The sequence below is a fragment of the Marinovum sp. PR37 genome, from assembly GCF_028807375.1.
GTDB classification, from domain to species: Bacteria; Pseudomonadota; Alphaproteobacteria; order Rhodobacterales; family Rhodobacteraceae; genus Marinovum; species Marinovum algicola.
The window spans coordinates 73,364-89,142 of sequence record NZ_JARAML010000010.1 but is presented as its reverse complement, the minus strand read 5'-3'; the positions used below and the strand labels follow the sequence as shown (position 1 = coordinate 89,142).

The 15,779-nt window shown below is 65.1% G+C and carries 15 protein-coding genes; 12 read left to right on the top strand and 3 right to left on the bottom strand.

Annotated features, from left to right (window positions below; all coding sequences use genetic code 11):
* The first annotated feature begins 1 nt into the window (after position 1).
* The 12 genes from PVW49_RS10735 (at position 2) to PVW49_RS10680 (ending at position 11,240) form a co-directional block, all read left to right on the top strand.
* Positions 2-277: a hypothetical protein gene (locus tag PVW49_RS10735; protein ID WP_074837225.1), complete on the top strand. Its 276-nt coding sequence runs from the start codon at positions 2-4 to the stop codon at positions 275-277.
* Entirely contained in the window at positions 277-771 is a 495-nt protein-coding gene (gene nuoI, locus PVW49_RS10730; protein WP_048532293.1) for an NADH-quinone oxidoreductase subunit NuoI, read from the top strand. Before PVW49_RS10735 ends, nuoI begins: the two co-directional genes overlap by 1 nt.
* Positions 768-1,175 carry a carboxymuconolactone decarboxylase family protein gene (locus PVW49_RS10725; RefSeq protein ID WP_048532292.1) on the top strand — a complete coding sequence of 136 codons (408 nt, stop codon included), beginning with the start codon at positions 768-770 and terminating at the stop codon, positions 1,173-1,175. Before nuoI ends, PVW49_RS10725 begins: the two co-directional genes overlap by 4 nt.
* A complete protein-coding gene (locus tag PVW49_RS10720; protein WP_048532291.1) occupies positions 1,172-1,774 on the top strand; it encodes an NADH-quinone oxidoreductase subunit J in 603 nt (200 codons plus the stop codon). The genes PVW49_RS10725 and PVW49_RS10720 overlap by 4 nt, the downstream gene beginning before the upstream one ends.
* Before the next feature lie 171 nt (positions 1,775-1,945).
* Positions 1,946-2,251 carry an NADH-quinone oxidoreductase subunit NuoK gene (gene nuoK / locus PVW49_RS10715; protein ID WP_048532290.1) on the top strand — a complete coding sequence of 102 codons (306 nt, stop codon included), beginning with the start codon at positions 1,946-1,948 and terminating at the stop codon, positions 2,249-2,251.
* Positions 2,252-2,255: 4 nt separating this feature from the next.
* Positions 2,256-4,328: an NADH-quinone oxidoreductase subunit L gene (gene nuoL / locus PVW49_RS10710; RefSeq protein WP_274590525.1), complete on the top strand. Its 2,073-nt coding sequence runs from the start codon at positions 2,256-2,258 to the stop codon at positions 4,326-4,328.
* Positions 4,328-5,869 (top strand): NADH-quinone oxidoreductase subunit M, encoded by a 1,542-nt coding sequence (locus tag PVW49_RS10705; RefSeq protein ID WP_274590524.1) that lies wholly within the window; start codon positions 4,328-4,330, stop codon positions 5,867-5,869. Before nuoL ends, PVW49_RS10705 begins: the two co-directional genes overlap by 1 nt.
* A gap of 11 nt (positions 5,870-5,880) precedes the next feature.
* Positions 5,881-7,320 (top strand): NADH-quinone oxidoreductase subunit NuoN, encoded by a 1,440-nt coding sequence (gene nuoN, locus PVW49_RS10700; RefSeq protein ID WP_074837228.1) that lies wholly within the window; start codon positions 5,881-5,883, stop codon positions 7,318-7,320.
* A 93-nt stretch (positions 7,321-7,413) separates the two neighbouring features.
* Positions 7,414-8,148 carry a biotin--[acetyl-CoA-carboxylase] ligase gene (locus PVW49_RS10695; RefSeq protein WP_274590523.1) on the top strand — a complete coding sequence of 245 codons (735 nt, stop codon included), beginning with the start codon at positions 7,414-7,416 and terminating at the stop codon, positions 8,146-8,148.
* A 14-nt stretch (positions 8,149-8,162) separates the two neighbouring features.
* Positions 8,163-8,951 carry a type III pantothenate kinase gene (locus tag PVW49_RS10690; RefSeq protein ID WP_274590522.1) on the top strand — a complete coding sequence of 263 codons (789 nt, stop codon included), beginning with the start codon at positions 8,163-8,165 and terminating at the stop codon, positions 8,949-8,951.
* Positions 8,941-10,608: a ribonuclease J gene (locus tag PVW49_RS10685; protein WP_274590521.1), complete on the top strand. Its 1,668-nt coding sequence runs from the start codon at positions 8,941-8,943 to the stop codon at positions 10,606-10,608. The genes PVW49_RS10690 and PVW49_RS10685 overlap by 11 nt, the downstream gene beginning before the upstream one ends.
* A gap of 206 nt (positions 10,609-10,814) precedes the next feature.
* Positions 10,815-11,240: an OsmC family protein gene (locus PVW49_RS10680; protein WP_048532283.1), complete on the top strand. Its 426-nt coding sequence runs from the start codon at positions 10,815-10,817 to the stop codon at positions 11,238-11,240.
* A 56-nt stretch (positions 11,241-11,296) separates the two neighbouring features.
* Here PVW49_RS10680 and PVW49_RS10675 read toward each other — a convergent pair whose 3' ends face one another.
* From PVW49_RS10675 to PVW49_RS10665, 3 genes are all read right to left on the bottom strand, one after another.
* Positions 11,297-12,733, bottom strand: coding sequence for a DEAD/DEAH box helicase (locus PVW49_RS10675; RefSeq protein WP_074837230.1), 1,437 nt, complete (start codon positions 12,731-12,733; stop codon positions 11,297-11,299).
* A 207-nt stretch (positions 12,734-12,940) separates the two neighbouring features.
* Positions 12,941-13,885, bottom strand: coding sequence for a glycosyltransferase family 2 protein (locus tag PVW49_RS10670; protein WP_274590520.1), 945 nt, complete (start codon positions 13,883-13,885; stop codon positions 12,941-12,943).
* A complete protein-coding gene (locus tag PVW49_RS10665) occupies positions 13,882-15,672 on the bottom strand; it encodes a glycosyltransferase family 2 protein (RefSeq protein WP_274590519.1) in 1,791 nt (596 codons plus the stop codon). The genes PVW49_RS10670 and PVW49_RS10665 overlap by 4 nt, the downstream gene beginning before the upstream one ends.
* Between the last annotated feature and the right edge of the window lie 107 nt (positions 15,673-15,779).

Sequence of the window (15,779 nt, the reverse complement as noted above, 5' to 3'; positions counted from 1 at the left end):
GATGACCGATCTGAAAAACGCAATTCTCGACGCGAAATACATCGACATGGTGTCGCTGGCGGATTTCGTGGTGCAGGACTGCGGGCTGCCCGACTACGACGACGACGGCAACCCGCTGCCGCAGCAGAACGAGATCGCCGCCGCGATCTTTCGCTGGGCGGCCAAGCAGGGGTCGGCAGCCGAGGCCGCCTCCGAGGCGCCGGCGGGCGACACCAGGCGCAACTGGCCCAACATCGGCAAACTGCCGGAAAAAGATGCCGGCGAAGGGGACGACTGATGGCTGATATCGACTATGGCCGGGCGGCCAAGTACTTCCTGCTCACCGATTTCATCCAGGGTTTCAAGCTCGGGCTGAAGTACTTCTTTGCCCCCAAGGCGACGCTGAACTATCCGCACGAGAAGGGCCCGCTGTCGCCGCGCTTTCGCGGCGAGCACGTGTTGCGGCGCTATCCCAATGGTGAGGAACGTTGCATCGCCTGCAAGCTTTGCGAGGCGATCTGCCCGGCGCAGGCGATCACCATCGACGCCGAGCCGCGCGAGGACGGCAGCCGCCGCACCACGCGCTATGACATTGACATGACCAAATGCATCTATTGCGGCTTCTGCCAGGAGGCCTGCCCGGTCGATGCCATCGTCGAGGGACCGAACTTCGAGTTTGCCACCGAAACCCGCGAAGAGCTGTTCTACGACAAGGCCAAGCTGCTGGAAAACGGCGACCGCTGGGAAGCCGAGATCGCCGCCAATCTCGCCGTGGACGCGCCCTACAGATGAGTGCTGGAAAAACCCCGTTCGAGCTGATGATGGAGCAGGCGCAGGAGATGGCCAAGGCCTTCAACCCGGCGCTCGAGACGTTCTCGCCCAAGGGGTACGAGGCGCTCTGGCCGACCATGCCCAAGGAGATGATGGAGATGGCCTTCGGCCGCGGCATCTCGAAAGAGGGGCTGGACGCCAAGACGCGGCTGCTGCTGACCATTGCCGGGCTGACCATGCAGGGCGCGCAGGCGGAAACGCCGTTTCGCATGACCGTGCGCCATGCCATGGAGGCCGGCGCCACCAAGGATGAAATCGCCGAGACCATCGCCCAGATGTCGATGTTCGCCGGCCTTCCCGCGATGAACCGGGCCATGGAGCTGGCCCGCGACGTCATGGACGACCAAGAGGATGACGAACAATGACCGTCTTCGCCTTTTACCTCTTTGCCCTCAGCACCCTGGCCGGGGGGCTGTTCACCGTGATCGCCCGCAACCCGGTGCATTCGGTGCTCTGGCTGATCCTCGCCTTCCTGTCCTCCGCCGGGCTGTTTGTGCTCCTGGGGGCGGAGTTCGTGGCAATGCTGCTGATCATCGTCTACGTCGGCGCGGTGGCGGTGCTGTTCCTCTTCGTGGTGATGATGCTCGACGTGGATTTCGCCGAGCTCAAGGCCGAGATGGCGCAATACATGCCGCTGGCGCTCTTGATCGGGGTGATCCTGGTGATGCAGTTCGGCATGGCGGTCGGCGCCTGGCAGACCGCAGAGGTGGCCGAGGGGCTGCGCGCCCAGGTCACGCCGGTCGATGTGCACAATACCCATGCGCTGGGGGTGATCCTCTATGACGATTACTTCCTGCTGTTCCAGCTGGCCGGCCTGATCCTGCTGGTAGCGATGATCGGCGCCATCGTTCTGACCCTGCGGCATCGCCAGGACGTCAAGCGTCAGAACGTGCTGGCGCAGATGTACCGCGATCCGGCCAAGGCGATGGAACTGAAAGACGTGAAGCCGGGGCAGGGGCTGTGAGACCCTGACCCGGCCCCGGACGCGATCCGGGGCCTCCGGGCCAGGGCAGACGATGAGGTCCCGGAGCAGGTCCGGGACGGGGACCGGCGACAGCCCGGGACGCGACAAGACAAACCCGGGCGCGCCCCGGGACGGACAAGACGAAACGGGCCAGAGGCCCAGAGGGACGACATGATCGGACTTGAACATTATCTGACGGTGGCCGCGGTGCTGTTTGTCATCGGCATCTTCGGCCTTTTCCTGAACCGCAAGAACGTGATCATCCTGCTGATGTCGATCGAGCTGATGCTTCTCGCGGTCAATATCAACCTCGTCGCCTTTTCCGCCCATCTCGGCGATCTGGTGGGGCAGGTCTTCACCCTCTTTGTCCTGACCGTGGCGGCGGCGGAGGCGGCCATCGGGCTTGCCATCCTCGTCTGCTTCTTCCGCAACCGCGGCACCATCGCCGTGGAAGACATCAACGTGATGAAGGGGTAGGCCCATGGAAAGCATCATCCTCTTTGCCCCGCTCGTCGGCGCGATCATCGGTGGTTTCGGCTGGAAGCTGATCGGCGAACGCGGCGCCATGTGGATCACCACCGGGCTGCTGTTTGTCGCCTGCGCCTTTTCCTGGATCGTTTTCCTGACCCACGGGCCGGAAACCCAGCACATCCAGATCATGCGCTGGATCGAGAGCGGCTCGCTCTCGACCGACTGGTCGATCCGGCTCGACCGGCTGACTTCGGTCATGCTGGTCGTGGTGACGACGGTCTCGGCGCTCGTGCATCTCTACAGCTTCGGCTACATGGCCCACGACCCGCAGTGGAAAAAGGGCGAGACCTACAAGCCGCGCTTTTTTGCCTATCTGTCGTTCTTCACCTTTGCGATGCTGATGCTGGTGACCGCCGACAACCTGGTGCAGATGTTCTTTGGCTGGGAAGGCGTCGGCGTCGCCTCTTACCTGCTGATCGGCTTCTACTATCGCAAGCCCTCGGCCAATGCCGCCGCGATCAAGGCCTTCGTGGTCAACCGGGTCGGCGACTTCGGCTTTGCGCTCGGCATCTTCGGTCTGTTCTTCCTGACCGACTCGATCCGCTTCGACGATATCTTTGCGGCCGCGCCCGAGCTGGCGACGACGCAGCTCACCTTCCTCTGGACAGAGTGGAATGCCGCCAACCTGATCGCCATCCTGCTGTTCATCGGCGCGATGGGCAAATCGGCCCAGCTTTTCCTGCACACTTGGCTGCCAGATGCGATGGAAGGCCCGACGCCGGTCTCGGCGCTGATCCACGCCGCGACGATGGTGACGGCGGGTGTCTTCCTTGTCAGCCGCATGTCGCCGCTGATGGAATTTGCGCCCGAAGCCACCGCCTTCATCACCTTCCTCGGCGCGGCCACCGCCTTTGTCGCGGCGACCATCGGCCTGGTGCAGAACGACATCAAACGGGTGATCGCCTATTCGACCATGTCGCAGCTGGGCTACATGTTCGTGGCGGCGGGCGTCGGCGTCTACTCGGTGGCGATGTTCCACCTGCTGACCCATGCCTTCTTCAAGGCGATGCTCTTCCTCGGCGCCGGCTCGGTGATCCATGCGATGCACCACGAGCAGGACATGCGGAACTACGGCAACTTGCGCAAGAAGATCCCCTATACCTTCTGGGCGATGATGATCGGTACGCTGGCAATCACCGGCGTCGGCATCCCGCTGACCGGCTGGATCGGCTTTGCCGGTTTCGCGTCGAAGGATGCGGTCATCGAAAGCGCCTATGTCGGGACCGCCGGCGGCTTTGCCTTCTGGGCGCTGGTGGTGGCGGCGCTGTTCACCAGCTTCTATTCCTGGCGGCTGATGTTCATGACCTTCTACGGCAAGCAGCGCGGCGACAAGCACACGCATGAGCACGCGCATGAAAGCCCGATGACCATGCTGGTGCCGCTGGGCGTTCTGGCGGTCGGCTCGGTATTTGCCGGGATGATCTGGTACAGCTCGTTCTTCGGCAAGCCCAACGAGGTGGTGAAATACTTTGGCGGCACCTATGGCGAACCCTCTGCCGAGCTGGTCGAAGCGGTCAAGGAGCGCAGCCCCAAGGCATCGGAACTGCACTACGTGATGGAAAGCGCGCCGGGCGCGGCGGCGATCTACATGGCGCCCGAGAACACCGTGCTGCACGAGGCGCATTATGTGCCGACCTGGGTCAAGCTGTCGCCGTTCATTGCCATGCTGATCGGTTTCGGCACCGCCTTCTGGTTCTACATCGTCAACCCGGGCCTGCCGAAGCGGCTGGCCGAACAGCAGCGCCCGCTCTACCTCTTCCTGCTCAACAAGTGGTACTTTGACGAGGCCTATGACTTCCTCTTCGTGCAACCGGCCAAGGCAATCGGCCGCTTCCTGTGGAAGCGCGGCGACGAAGGCACGATCGACGGCACGATCAACGGCGTCTCGATGGGCGTGATCCCGTTCTTCACCCGTCTCGCCGGGCGCTTCCAGTCCGGCTACATCTTCAGCTATGCCTTTGCCATGGTGATCGGCCTCGCGCTTCTGATCACCTGGATGACCATCGGCGGAGGAGCGCACTGATGGACAACCTGCTTTCCATTGTCACCTTCATTCCCGCTCTCGGGGCGCTGATCCTCGGCGTCTTCCTGCGCGGCGAGGACGAGGCGGCGAACCGCAACGCCAAATGGCTGGCGCTGATCGCCACCGGGGCGACCTTTCTGATCTCGCTGTTCATCCTGGCGCAGTTCGATCCCAATGACACCGGCTTCCAGTTTGTCGAAGAGGCCGACTGGCTGCTCGGGCTCAGGTACAAGATGGGCGTCGACGGCATCTCGGTGCTCTTTGTCCTGCTGACCACCTTCATCATGCCGCTCTGCATCGCCGCGAGCTGGGACATCAAGGTGCGGGTCAAGGAATACATGATCGCCTTCCTGGTGCTCGAAACGCTGATGCTCGGCGTCTTCATGGCGCTCGACATCGTGCTGTTCTACCTGTTCTTCGAGGCCGGTCTGATCCCGATGTTCCTGATCATCGGCATCTGGGGCGGCAAGAACCGGATCTATGCCAGCTTCAAGTTCTTCCTCTACACCTTTATCGGCTCGGTGCTGATGCTGGTGGCGCTGGTGGTGATGTACACCCAGGCCGGCACCACCGATATTCCGACGCTGATGAACCACGAATTCGGCTCCGAGAGCTTCTCGCTTCTGGGCATCCAGATCGTCGGCGGGGCGCAGACCCTGATGTTCCTGGCCTTCTTCGCCAGTTTCGCGGTCAAGATGCCGATGTGGCCGGTGCACACCTGGCTGCCCGACGCCCACGTGCAGGCGCCAACCGCGGGCTCTGTCGTGCTGGCGGCGATCCTGCTGAAGATGGGGGGTTACGGCTTCCTGCGCTTCTCGCTGCCGATGTTCCCGGTCGGCTCGGAGGTGATGGCGCCGCTGGTGCTCTGGCTCTCGGCCATCGCCATTGTCTACACCTCGCTGGTGGCGCTGGTGCAGGAGGACATGAAGAAGCTCATCGCCTATTCCTCGGTGGCGCACATGGGCTATGTCACGGCGGGTATCTTTGCCGCCAACCAGCAGGGCATCGACGGCGCGATCTTCCAGATGATCTCGCACGGCTTCATCTCCGGCGCGCTCTTCCTTTGCGTGGGGGTGATCTATGACCGGATGCACACCCGCGAGATCGACGCCTACGGCGGGCTGGTGAACCGGATGCCGGCCTATGCGCTGATCTTCATGCTCTTCACCATGGCCAATGTCGGCCTGCCGGGCACCAGCGGGTTTGTCGGTGAATTCCTGACGCTGGTGGGCATTTTCCAGGCCAACACCTGGGTCGCGGCGGTGGCCACCTCGGGGGTGATCCTCTCGGCGGGCTATGCGCTCTGGCTGTATCGCCGGGTGGTGTTCGGCGATCTGATCAAGGAGAGCCTGCGCACGATCACCGACATGACCCGCCGCGAACGCGCGATCTTTGCGCCGCTTGTCGTGATGACGATCCTGCTGGGCGTCTATCCGGCGCTGGTCACCGATATCATCGGGCCCTCGGTCGAGGCGCTTGTATCCAACTATCAGACGGCGCTGGCCGCATCGGGTGATGCGGTCCAGGTTGCCGGGCATTAAGGAGCCGGAACATGATTCAGGCTGATCTGAACGTCATCCTTCCCGAGATCGTGCTGTCGGTCTATGCCATGCTGGCGCTTCTGGCGGCCGTCTATACCGCCAAGGACGAGCTGGCCGGGCTGCTGACATGGATCACCGCCGGGGTGTTCGCGGCGCTGGCCTTCTATATCGCCACCAGCGGCGGCACCACGGTGACGGCCTTTGGCGGCATGTTCATCGACGACGGCTTTGCCCGGTTTGCCAAGGTGATGATCCTGCTTTCGGCGGCGGCGGTACTGGCGATGAGCCAGGGCTATCTCGCGGCGCGGGGCCTTCTGAAATTCGAATATCCGCTGCTGATCGCCCTGGCCACCGTCGGCATGATGATGATGGTCTCGGCCGGCGACCTGATGGCGCTTTACATGGGGCTCGAGCTGCAATCGCTGGCGCTTTACGTGGTGGCGGCCCTGCGCCGCGACAGCGTGAAATCCACCGAGGCGGGCCTCAAGTACTTCGTTCTCGGCGCGCTCTCCTCGGGCCTGCTGCTCTATGGCGCCTCGCTGGTTTACGGCTTTGCCGGCACCACGCAGTTCGCCGGCGTGATCCTGGCGGCCTCGGGCGAGACCTCGCTCGGCCTGCTCTTCGGTCTTGTCTTCCTGATCTCGGGGCTGGCGTTCAAGGTCTCGGCGGTGCCGTTCCACATGTGGACGCCGGATGTCTACGAGGGCTCGCCGACGCCGGTCACCGCCTTCTTTGCCACCGCGCCCAAGGTGGCGGCCATGGCGCTCTTTGCCCGGGTGCTGCACGATGCCTTCGGCGGGGTCACCGGCGACTGGCAACAGATCATCGCGCTCCTGTCGGTGCTGTCGATGTTTCTCGGCGCGGTTGCGGCGATCGGCCAGACCAACATCAAGCGCCTGATGGCCTATTCCTCGATTGCCCATATGGGGTATGCGCTGATGGGGCTGGCCTCGGGCACGGTGTTCGGCGTGCAGGCGATGCTGCTCTATATGGCGATCTACGTGACGATGAACGTCGGCACCTTCGCCTTTATCATGTCGATGTCGAAGGACGGCGCGCCGGTGGTGTCGATCGACAGCCTGCATCTCTATTCCCGCCGCGAACCGGGCAAGGCGCTGGCGATGCTCTTCCTGCTGTTCTCGTTGGCCGGTGTGCCGCCGTTCCTGGGGTTCTTCGGCAAGCTCTATGTGCTGCGCGCGGCGGTCGAGGGCGATCTGGTCTGGCTGGCGGTGGCCGGTGTCATCGCCTCGGTGATCGGCGCATTCTATTACCTGCGGATCGTTTTCTACATGTATTTCGGCCAGGAGACCGACGAGGCGCTCGACAGGGGCGGATCACCGATCCTCTACGGGTTCCTGATGGCCTCGGCGGCGGTGATGCTGATCGGCGTGGTCAATTTCTTCGGCATCGAGACCGTGGCAGAGGCTGCGGCGGCAACGCTTGTCAACTGACCGGACCGGCCGGGCCGCGCAGGGCATCGAGCCCCGCGCGGCCCGGTGCCGTTCCGGCACGGGCGTATTTGACAAGAGAAGAAGGACCACGTGATGCACTGGCCTGAGGGGTATGGGCGCCGGGTTCTGCCCGAGGTCGACAGCACCAATGCCGAAGCCGCGCGGGTCGCCGAGGCGCTGAGCGGCCCGGAGTGGATCCTCGGCCTGCGACAGACCGCCGGGCGTGGCCGGCGCGGTAGGCCCTGGGCCGATCCCGACGGCAATTTCTCGGCCACCCTGGTGATGCGGCCGCAGGGCGCGCCGCAGACGGCGGCGCTGCGCTCTTTCGTGGCCTCTCTGGCGCTTTACGATGCCTTTGTCGCGGTCACCGGGCGGGCCGGGAGCTTTGCGCTGAAATGGCCCAATGACGTGCTGCTGAACGGCGGCAAGGTGGCCGGCATCCTGCTGGAGAGCCCGCGGCCCGGGCTGCTGGCCATCGGCATCGGCGTCAACCTGACCCAGGCGCCGCCGGTGGCGGCGGTGGAGGCGCGGGCGCTAAGGCCGGTGTCGCTGCTGTCGGAAACCGGGGTGGCGGTGACGGCGGAGGAATTCCTGACGCCGCTGGCCGCGGCCTTTGCCCGCCACGAGGCCGGTTTCGCCACCTACGGCTTTGCCCCGGTCCGCGAGGCCTGGCTGGCGCGGGCGGCGCGGCTGGGCGAGGTGATCACCGCGCGCACAGGCAAGACCGAGACCACCGGCACCTTCGTGGATGTGGATGCGACCGGCAACCTGGTGTTGCAGACCGCGAAATCCCGCGTCGCCATTCCGGCGGCGGATGTGTTTTTCTGAAAGGGAGGCGCGCAATGCTGCTCTGCATTGACTGCGGCAATACCAATACCGTGTTTTCGATCTGGGATGGCCGCGAATTCCTCTGCACCCTGCGCACCTCGACCCATCACGCGCGCACGGCGGATGCCTATTTCACCTGGTATTCGACGCTGATCAAACATTACGGCATCGACACCGACATCACCGATGTGATCATCTCGTCGACCGTGCCGCGGGTGGTGTTCAACCTGCGGGTCTTTTCCGACCGGTTCTTCGGGTGCCGACCGATGGTGGTGGGGCGGCCCGAGTGCCTGTTGCCGATCCAGGCGCGGGTCGATGCCGGCACCGCGGTGGGGCCGGACCGGCTGGTCAATTCCGCCGGCGCCTTCGAGCGCCATGGCGGCGATCTGATCGTGGTGGATTTCGGCACCGCCACCACCTTTGACGTGGTGGCCGAAGACGGGGCCTATGTCGGCGGGGTGATCGCCCCCGGCGTCAACCTCAGCCTCGAAGCGCTGCACATGGGCGCCGCCGCGCTGCCGCATGTGGACATCTCGCGCCCGGACAAGGTGATCGGCACCAATACGGTGCAATGTATCCAGTCCGGCGTGTTCTGGGGATATGTCGGCCTTGTCACCGGCATTACCGAGCGGATCCGCAAGGAATATGCCCGTCCGATGCGGATCATCGGCACAGGCGGGCTTGCGCCCTTGTTCGCACAGGGTGACATGTTATTTGACACCATCGAAGACGATCTGACGATGCATGGGCTGACGGTGATCCATGCCTACAACAAGGAAAACGGGATTGCCCATGAGCAGTGAACGCATCATCTACCTGCCGCTTGGCGGGGCAGGCGAAATCGGCATGAATGCCTATGTCTACGGTTACGGGCCGGAGGACAACGAACGCCTGATCCTGGTCGATCTGGGGGTGACCTTCCCTGACATGGACGGCACACCGGGGGTCGACCTGATCTTTCCCGACATGACCTGGCTGATCGAGCGGCGCGACCGGCTCGAGGCGATCTTCATCACCCATGCGCATGAAGACCATGTGGGCGCGGTGCACCAGTTCTGGGAGCGGCTCGGCGCGCCGGTTTATGCCCGCGCCTTCACCGCCAATATCGCGCGGCGCAAGATGGACGAGAAGGGCCTGCCGGAGACCGTGGTCAAGACCGTCTCGGCCTGGCCCGAGACGGTCGAGGCGGGGCCCTTTTCCGTGGGGTTCCTGCCGATCTCGCATTCGATCCCGGAAAGTTCGGCGCTGGTGATCGACACGCCGGCGGGCCGGCTGATGCACACCGGCGACTTCAAGCTCGACGAGACGCCGGTGGTGGGCGAGGCCTTCGATCCGGCGCTCTGGGCCGAGGTGGCGACCCCGGGCATCAAGGCGCTGGTCTGCGATTCGACCAATGTCTTTTCGCAGCATGCGGGCCGGTCCGAGGTGACCGTGGGCCCGGAGATCGAAACCCTGGTGGCCGGCGCCTCCGGGCTGGTCTGTGCCACGACCTTCGCCTCGAACGTGGCGCGGGTGAAGACCCTGGCGGAGGCCGGGCAGCGGGCCGGGCGGTCGATCGTGCTGCTGGGCCGGGCGATGCGGCGGATGATCGAGGCGGCGATCGAGACCGGGGTGCTCACGGATTTCCCCAAGGTGGTCTCGCCCGAGGATGCGGGCAGCATTCCGCGCGAGAACCTGATGCTGCTGGTGACCGGCTCGCAGGGCGAACGCCGCGCGGCCTCGGCGCAGCTGGCGCGGGGCAAGTACAACGGGCTGGAGCTGAAGGAGGGCGATCTCTTCCTGTTTTCCTCCAAGACCATTCCGGGCAACGAGAAGGGCGTGATCCGCATCATGAACCAGCTCTCGGAAAAGGGGGTGGATGTGGTGGACGATTCCTCCGGGCTCTACCACGTGTCGGGACATGCCAACCGGCCCGATCTGGAGCGGATGCAGGACATCGTGCAGCCGCAGATGGTGATCCCGATGCATGGCGAGCATCGGCACCTGCGTGAGCATGTGAAGCTGACCCAGCGCAAGGGCCGGGCGGCGGCGCTGGCAATCAACGGCACCATGCTTGACCTCACGGGCGACCGCCCCGAGGTGGTGGGCTATGTCGAGACCGGCCGGGTCTATCTGGACGGCGCGATCCAGATCGGCGCGCTGGACGGCATCATCCGCGACCGGATTCGCATGGCGCTGAACGGCCATGTGATCGTGACGGTGATCCTCGACGAGGACGACGAGCCGCTGGGCAACCCCTGGTGCGAGGTCATGGGGCTGCCGGAGATCGGCCGCAGCCAGGCGCCGCTGGTCGATGTGCTGGAAGAGGACCTGGCGCAATACCTCGGACGCGCCGGCGACCGGACCTTGACCGACGACGACAAGCTTGACGAGGACATGCGGCGGATCGCGCGCAATTCGACGATGAACGAGATTGGCAAGAAACCGGAAGTCACGGTGATTGTCAGCCGGCTGAGCTGAGGTCGCCACGCCTGCGCGTGCCGAGAGCGCCGGGGGCTCTGCCCCCGGACCCCCGGGATATTTCCGGCCAGAAGAAGCGGCGGAGCGGTGCAGGACTTGCGCCGGAGGGAAATTAATCGCGGTTCCAGGGTGCAAGCGCGGCGCAACGCCCTATTGTCTGGAGGGAGCGGCCGCAGGGCCGTGCAATCAGACAACGGAGTGTACCCATGATCAAGAAATCCGGTTCCGCCAATTGGAAGGGTGGCCTGAAGGACGGCAGCGGCACGGTTTCGACCGAGTCGGGCGTGCTGGACAAGGTCAACTACGGTTTCAACAAGCGGTTCGAAGGCGAGGCGGGCAGCAACCCGGAAGAGCTGATCGCCGCGGCGCATGCGAGCTGTTTTTCGATGGCGCTGTCGATGATTCTCGGCGAGGCCGGGTTGACCGCCGATGACATCGCCACCTCGGCCACGGTCTCGCTGGAGCAGAAGGACGGCGGCTTCGCGGTGACCAAATCGCATCTGGTGCTCGAGGCCAAGGTGCCGGGCGCAAGCGAAGAGGATTTCATGAAGGCCGCCAATGCCGCCAAGGAAGGCTGCCCGATCTCGAAGCTTCTGAATGCCGAGATCACCCTGGACGCCAAGCTGGCCTGAGGCGGCACATCAGGGCGAACAGATGCGGCGGGGTCGGTTGCGGCCCCGCCTTTTTGTCAGCCGGCGCGGCGTTCGTCGAAGCTCAGCGCGATGAACTGGGGCATGTGATCGCCCATGCCGACCACCTTGTTGTCGCCCCCGCCGGTGCGGCGACCGCCCCGGCCGCGGGACGGCTTGTCCTGCGGCTTGGTGTCGGTGCGGTCGTTGCGCTCCTGGCGCTCGGGTGCGGCCTCCTTGCGCTCGGGGCGTTCGCCCCGGCTGCGGCGGTCGGGCTTGGCGGCGGTTTCGGCCTCGGGGGTCTCTTCGGCTTTTTCGGATTTGCCGCGGCGCGGCTTGTCCTCGGTCTTGACCGGGTTTTCGACGCGGGGGATCTCTTTCTGGATCAGCTTTTCGATGGCGTCGAAGTTCTTTTCGTCCTTCGGCACGCAGATCATCAGCGCCTTGCCATCGCGCCCGGCGCGGCCGGTGCGGCCGATGCGGTGGACGTAATCCTCGGCATGGCTGGGTACGTCGAAGTTGAACACATGGCTCACCGAGGGCACATCGAGGCCGCGGGCGGCGACATCGGAGGCCACCAACACCTTGAGCTCGCCATTGCGGAAGGCCTCGAGCGTGCGGGTGCGCTGCGACTGGTCGAGGTCACCGTGGATCGGCGCCGCGTCCATGCCGTATTTCTTCAGCGATTTCGCGGTGATGTCCACATCGGTCTTGCGGTTGCAGAAGACGATGGCGTTGGTGCATTTCTCGCCCTCACCCTCGATCAGCGCGCGCAGCACCTTGCGTTTCTCGCTGCCTTCGCGATCGCGGCGCGAGGCCTTGAACATCACCACACCCTGTTCGATGGTTTCCGAGGCGGTGGCCTGGCGGGCCACTTCGATGCGCTCGGGCGCCGACAGGAAGGTGTTGGTGATCCGCTCGATCTCGGGCGCCATGGTGGCCGAGAAGAACAGCGTCTGGCGGGTGAAGGGGGTGAGCGAGAAGATGCGCTCGATGTCGGGAATGAACCCCATGTCGAGCATCCGGTCGGCCTCGTCCACCACCATGACCTGCACGCCGGTCAGCAGCAGCTTGCCGCGCTCGAAATGGTCGAGCAGCCGGCCGGGGGTGGCGATCAGCACGTCGACGCCCTTGTCGATCAGGAGGTCCTGCTCCTTGAACGAGACGCCGCCGATCAGCAGCGCCTTGGTCAGCTTGACGTGCTTGGCATAGGTGTCGAAGTTCTCGGCCACCTGCGCGGCCAGTTCGCGGGTCGGGCAGAGCACCAGGCTGCGCGGCATCCGGGCGCGGGCGCGGCCGCGCGCCAGCATGTGGATCATCGGCAGGGTGAAGCTGGCGGTCTTGCCGGTGCCGGTCTGGGCAATGCCCAACACATCGCGGCCCTGAAGCGCGGCCGGAATGGCGCCGGCCTGAATCGGCGTCGGCGTCTCGTAACCGGCTTCTTCGACGGCTTTCAGGACTTTGGGGTTCAGGTCGAGATCAGAAAATTTCGTCATGTGTGTCCGATGTTTACGGACACCTCTGGCCCGTACGTATTTTGGGGGAGGCCCGTATGGCCCTGCGTTTTCGCAGCATGATCCCCGCGCGGGCTTCTAACCTGCCAAGCGCGCGCGGTCAATCATGCTGCATTGCAGCGTAAACAAACGGCCTGAATCTGACCGTTTGTCGCTGTATTGTGACAAATGGGAAGCATTTCCGGCGTTTCAAGTGCCGGGAAACTGCCTGACGCGGGCTGCGTCGAGGTTCAGGTCGTGCCGGCGCAGCAGGCCCTCGGCGGCGAGACGGTCGCAAAGCGCCGGGGTGGCGAGGCAGATCTCGTCGTAAAACCGGCGCAGGCCGGCGACGCCCGCCTCGGATTCGAGTCGCGAAAACAGCTCATGCAGGCTCAGCCCGCCGGAGTGCCGGTTGACCTGCGGCTTGAGGTCCGGGCGGTAGGAGCCTCTGGCCATGCGATAGCGATAGCTGCTTTGCCAGTCTTCCCAGCTTTGCGCATGCATGTGGCAAAGCTCGGTCTCGGGCAGGGGCTGTTCGCCGGGGTTCTGGCGGCCGTCGACCTCGATATTGTGGATTTTTGCCCGCAGCCCGTCGATGCCAGTGCGGTAGACAAGCTTGCCCGCCACATGGCTGAGAAAGCCGCCGCTGAGATGCCGGCCATAGGTGGGAAACACCCGCTCGGCGGCGCGCTGGCGCTCTGCCGGGGCCAGGTGAAAGGCCTTGAAGGTGGTTTCGGGGCCGCTGCTGCCCGGGGCGGGGGCCAGTGCCTCGATCGGGCGGGCGCGAGCGCAGAGGCAGTCCTGGGGCAGGTCGGCCAGCTGCGCGGCCAGGGGGCGGGCGGGCCAGAGGAATTCGTCGACGTCGATATGCGCCAGCCAGTCGACCTCGACCCTGCGGTTATAGGCGTGGCGGGCGTTGAGGAACTGTCGCGACTGGTGTTTCTCGGGTCGGCCCCGGCGTTTGGCCCACCAGTTGTCGTCGCAGGCCACCACCTTGATCTTGGGATGCGCCGCAAGCCGGTCGAACACCGCGGGGTCGGGCGCGTCGAGATAGAGATAAAGCCGATGCGCGCCGCGCTCGAGGTGATAGGCGGCAAAGTTCAGGATGTCGCGCGCGTCTGCCTTGACAGTCGAGACGATGCCCCAGCGGGTCATGCGGCGCCCGCATCCGCCGCGCGCGGGCCAAAGACGGTCCGGACCTGGGCATCGAGATCGAGCTCTTGCGTCACCAGCATGTCGTGGCGCGCCAGCCTGTCGCGCAGCGGGGCGCTGTCGGTGCAGACCTCGTCGAAGAAATGCCGCAGACCGGCCTCGCCCTCGGTGTCCAGCACGAAATCCAGCACATCGCCCAGGCGCATGGCATCGTCATCCTCGGGCTTGCGATAAGAGCCGCGGGTCAGGCGAAATGTCACCCGGTCGCGGAAATGTTCGAAACTGGCGGCGTGGCAATGCGCCAACATCATGCGCGGCAGCGCGCCCTCGTTGCCCACCGCCTTGCCAACCAGCCGCAGCCCGTGAATGCCGAAACGCACATCCGAGAGCCGGGTGCGGGCAAAGACCTTGCCGCTGGTGTGGCTGATGAAGCCGCCGGTGAGATAGCTGCCGTAATGCGGGTAGATCTCGGAGAGCACGCCGCGTTTCGCGCCGACCTGGCGGTGGGTGCGCTTGAAATGGCGGGGCAGACCGTCCTGCGGCGCCAGAAGCTCGACCGGGCGCACGCGCGCCTGGGCGCAGTCCTCCGAGACAAAGCGCAGGCCACGCGCCACCTCGACCTGTGGCAGAAGGAATTCGTCGGTGTCAAAATGTCCGAGGAAATCGAGATCGCTGGCGCGGTAGGCGCGGGTCGCATTATGCGCCTGGCGCAATTGATGCGCGGCGGGGCGCGGCTTGCCGGCGTCCTGCCAGTAGGCCGCGTCGCAGGCGATGACCTCGACTGCGGCATGCCCGGCGAAAAAGGCGCTGACCTCGGGCGCGGGATTGTCGAGGTAGAGTGTGATGCGGCTGGCGCCGAGGGTCAGGTAATGCGCGGCAAAGCGCTGGATGTCGGCCAGCGGCGCATGGGTGGTGCAGACCACGCCCCACCTTGGCAGCGGCCCGCGCCGGGGCGGCACGTGGCGGACGGGGGCGGTGACCTTCGGCTCCTCAGGGGTGTCGGTTTCGGCCGCCTGTGCCGCGTCGCGGCGGGCCTTGCGCTGGCGCATGATGCGAAGCCGGCGAAAGACGGTGCGCGGATCGTGGATCAGCAGGTCGAGCAGGTGATGCGCCAGGGGGCGCAGCACCACGTCCTCTTCGGCATCGACCCAGAGCCGGCCGAGCATATTAACGTCGAGCCCGCCGGCGGGCAGGTGAAAGGCATCCATTTCCAGCGGCAGCGGCCCGCGATCCTTGCCTTTCAGGGCAAACGGCCGGTCGGCCGGGAAACCGGAATGGCGCCGTTCGCTCTCGTAGAGTTTCATCGTGCCGAACAGCACCGTCATCGCCTGACCGACCCGGCGCTGCACCTCGGTCTGGCCGTGATCGCCGAAGGTCGTGAGCGCCGATACCAGCCAGCGCGGATCGAGCTGCGCCAGCAGGTGGACGCTTTCCTCGGCCCACATCCGATGAAACAGCGCGGCGGTATGGGCTGGCTGCGCAGATTTGCGCAGATGCGCGATAAGCAGCCCGTGCAAGGCGCAGAACTCGCTCCGGCCGGCCATTTCCTCGCGAATTTCCAGCAGCTTGCGGCGATTGGACGAGCGCACCGGAGCATGGCGCAGGGGATCGTCGTCCTGCGGCGGCACGATATGCGCCTTGAGCGGGCCGAAATCCACATCCGGCGGCGGCAGCGCTTCGTTGGCGGCAAAGCTCAAGGGCTCGCGCCGCGCCTCCATCTGGGACAGAACGCCCGTGATTCCATTGTCATAGGTGGATGTGCGGTCGGGGCGGCTGGGCGTATCGGTCATGCCGCGACTTTGCCGCGTTCCCGCCGGCAATGCAATTGCCGGCTGCGCGCGCGGGCGCCCTTGAAGCGACGCCCGGACTGCGCCCCGAAGTGATCCGCGCCCCGGGC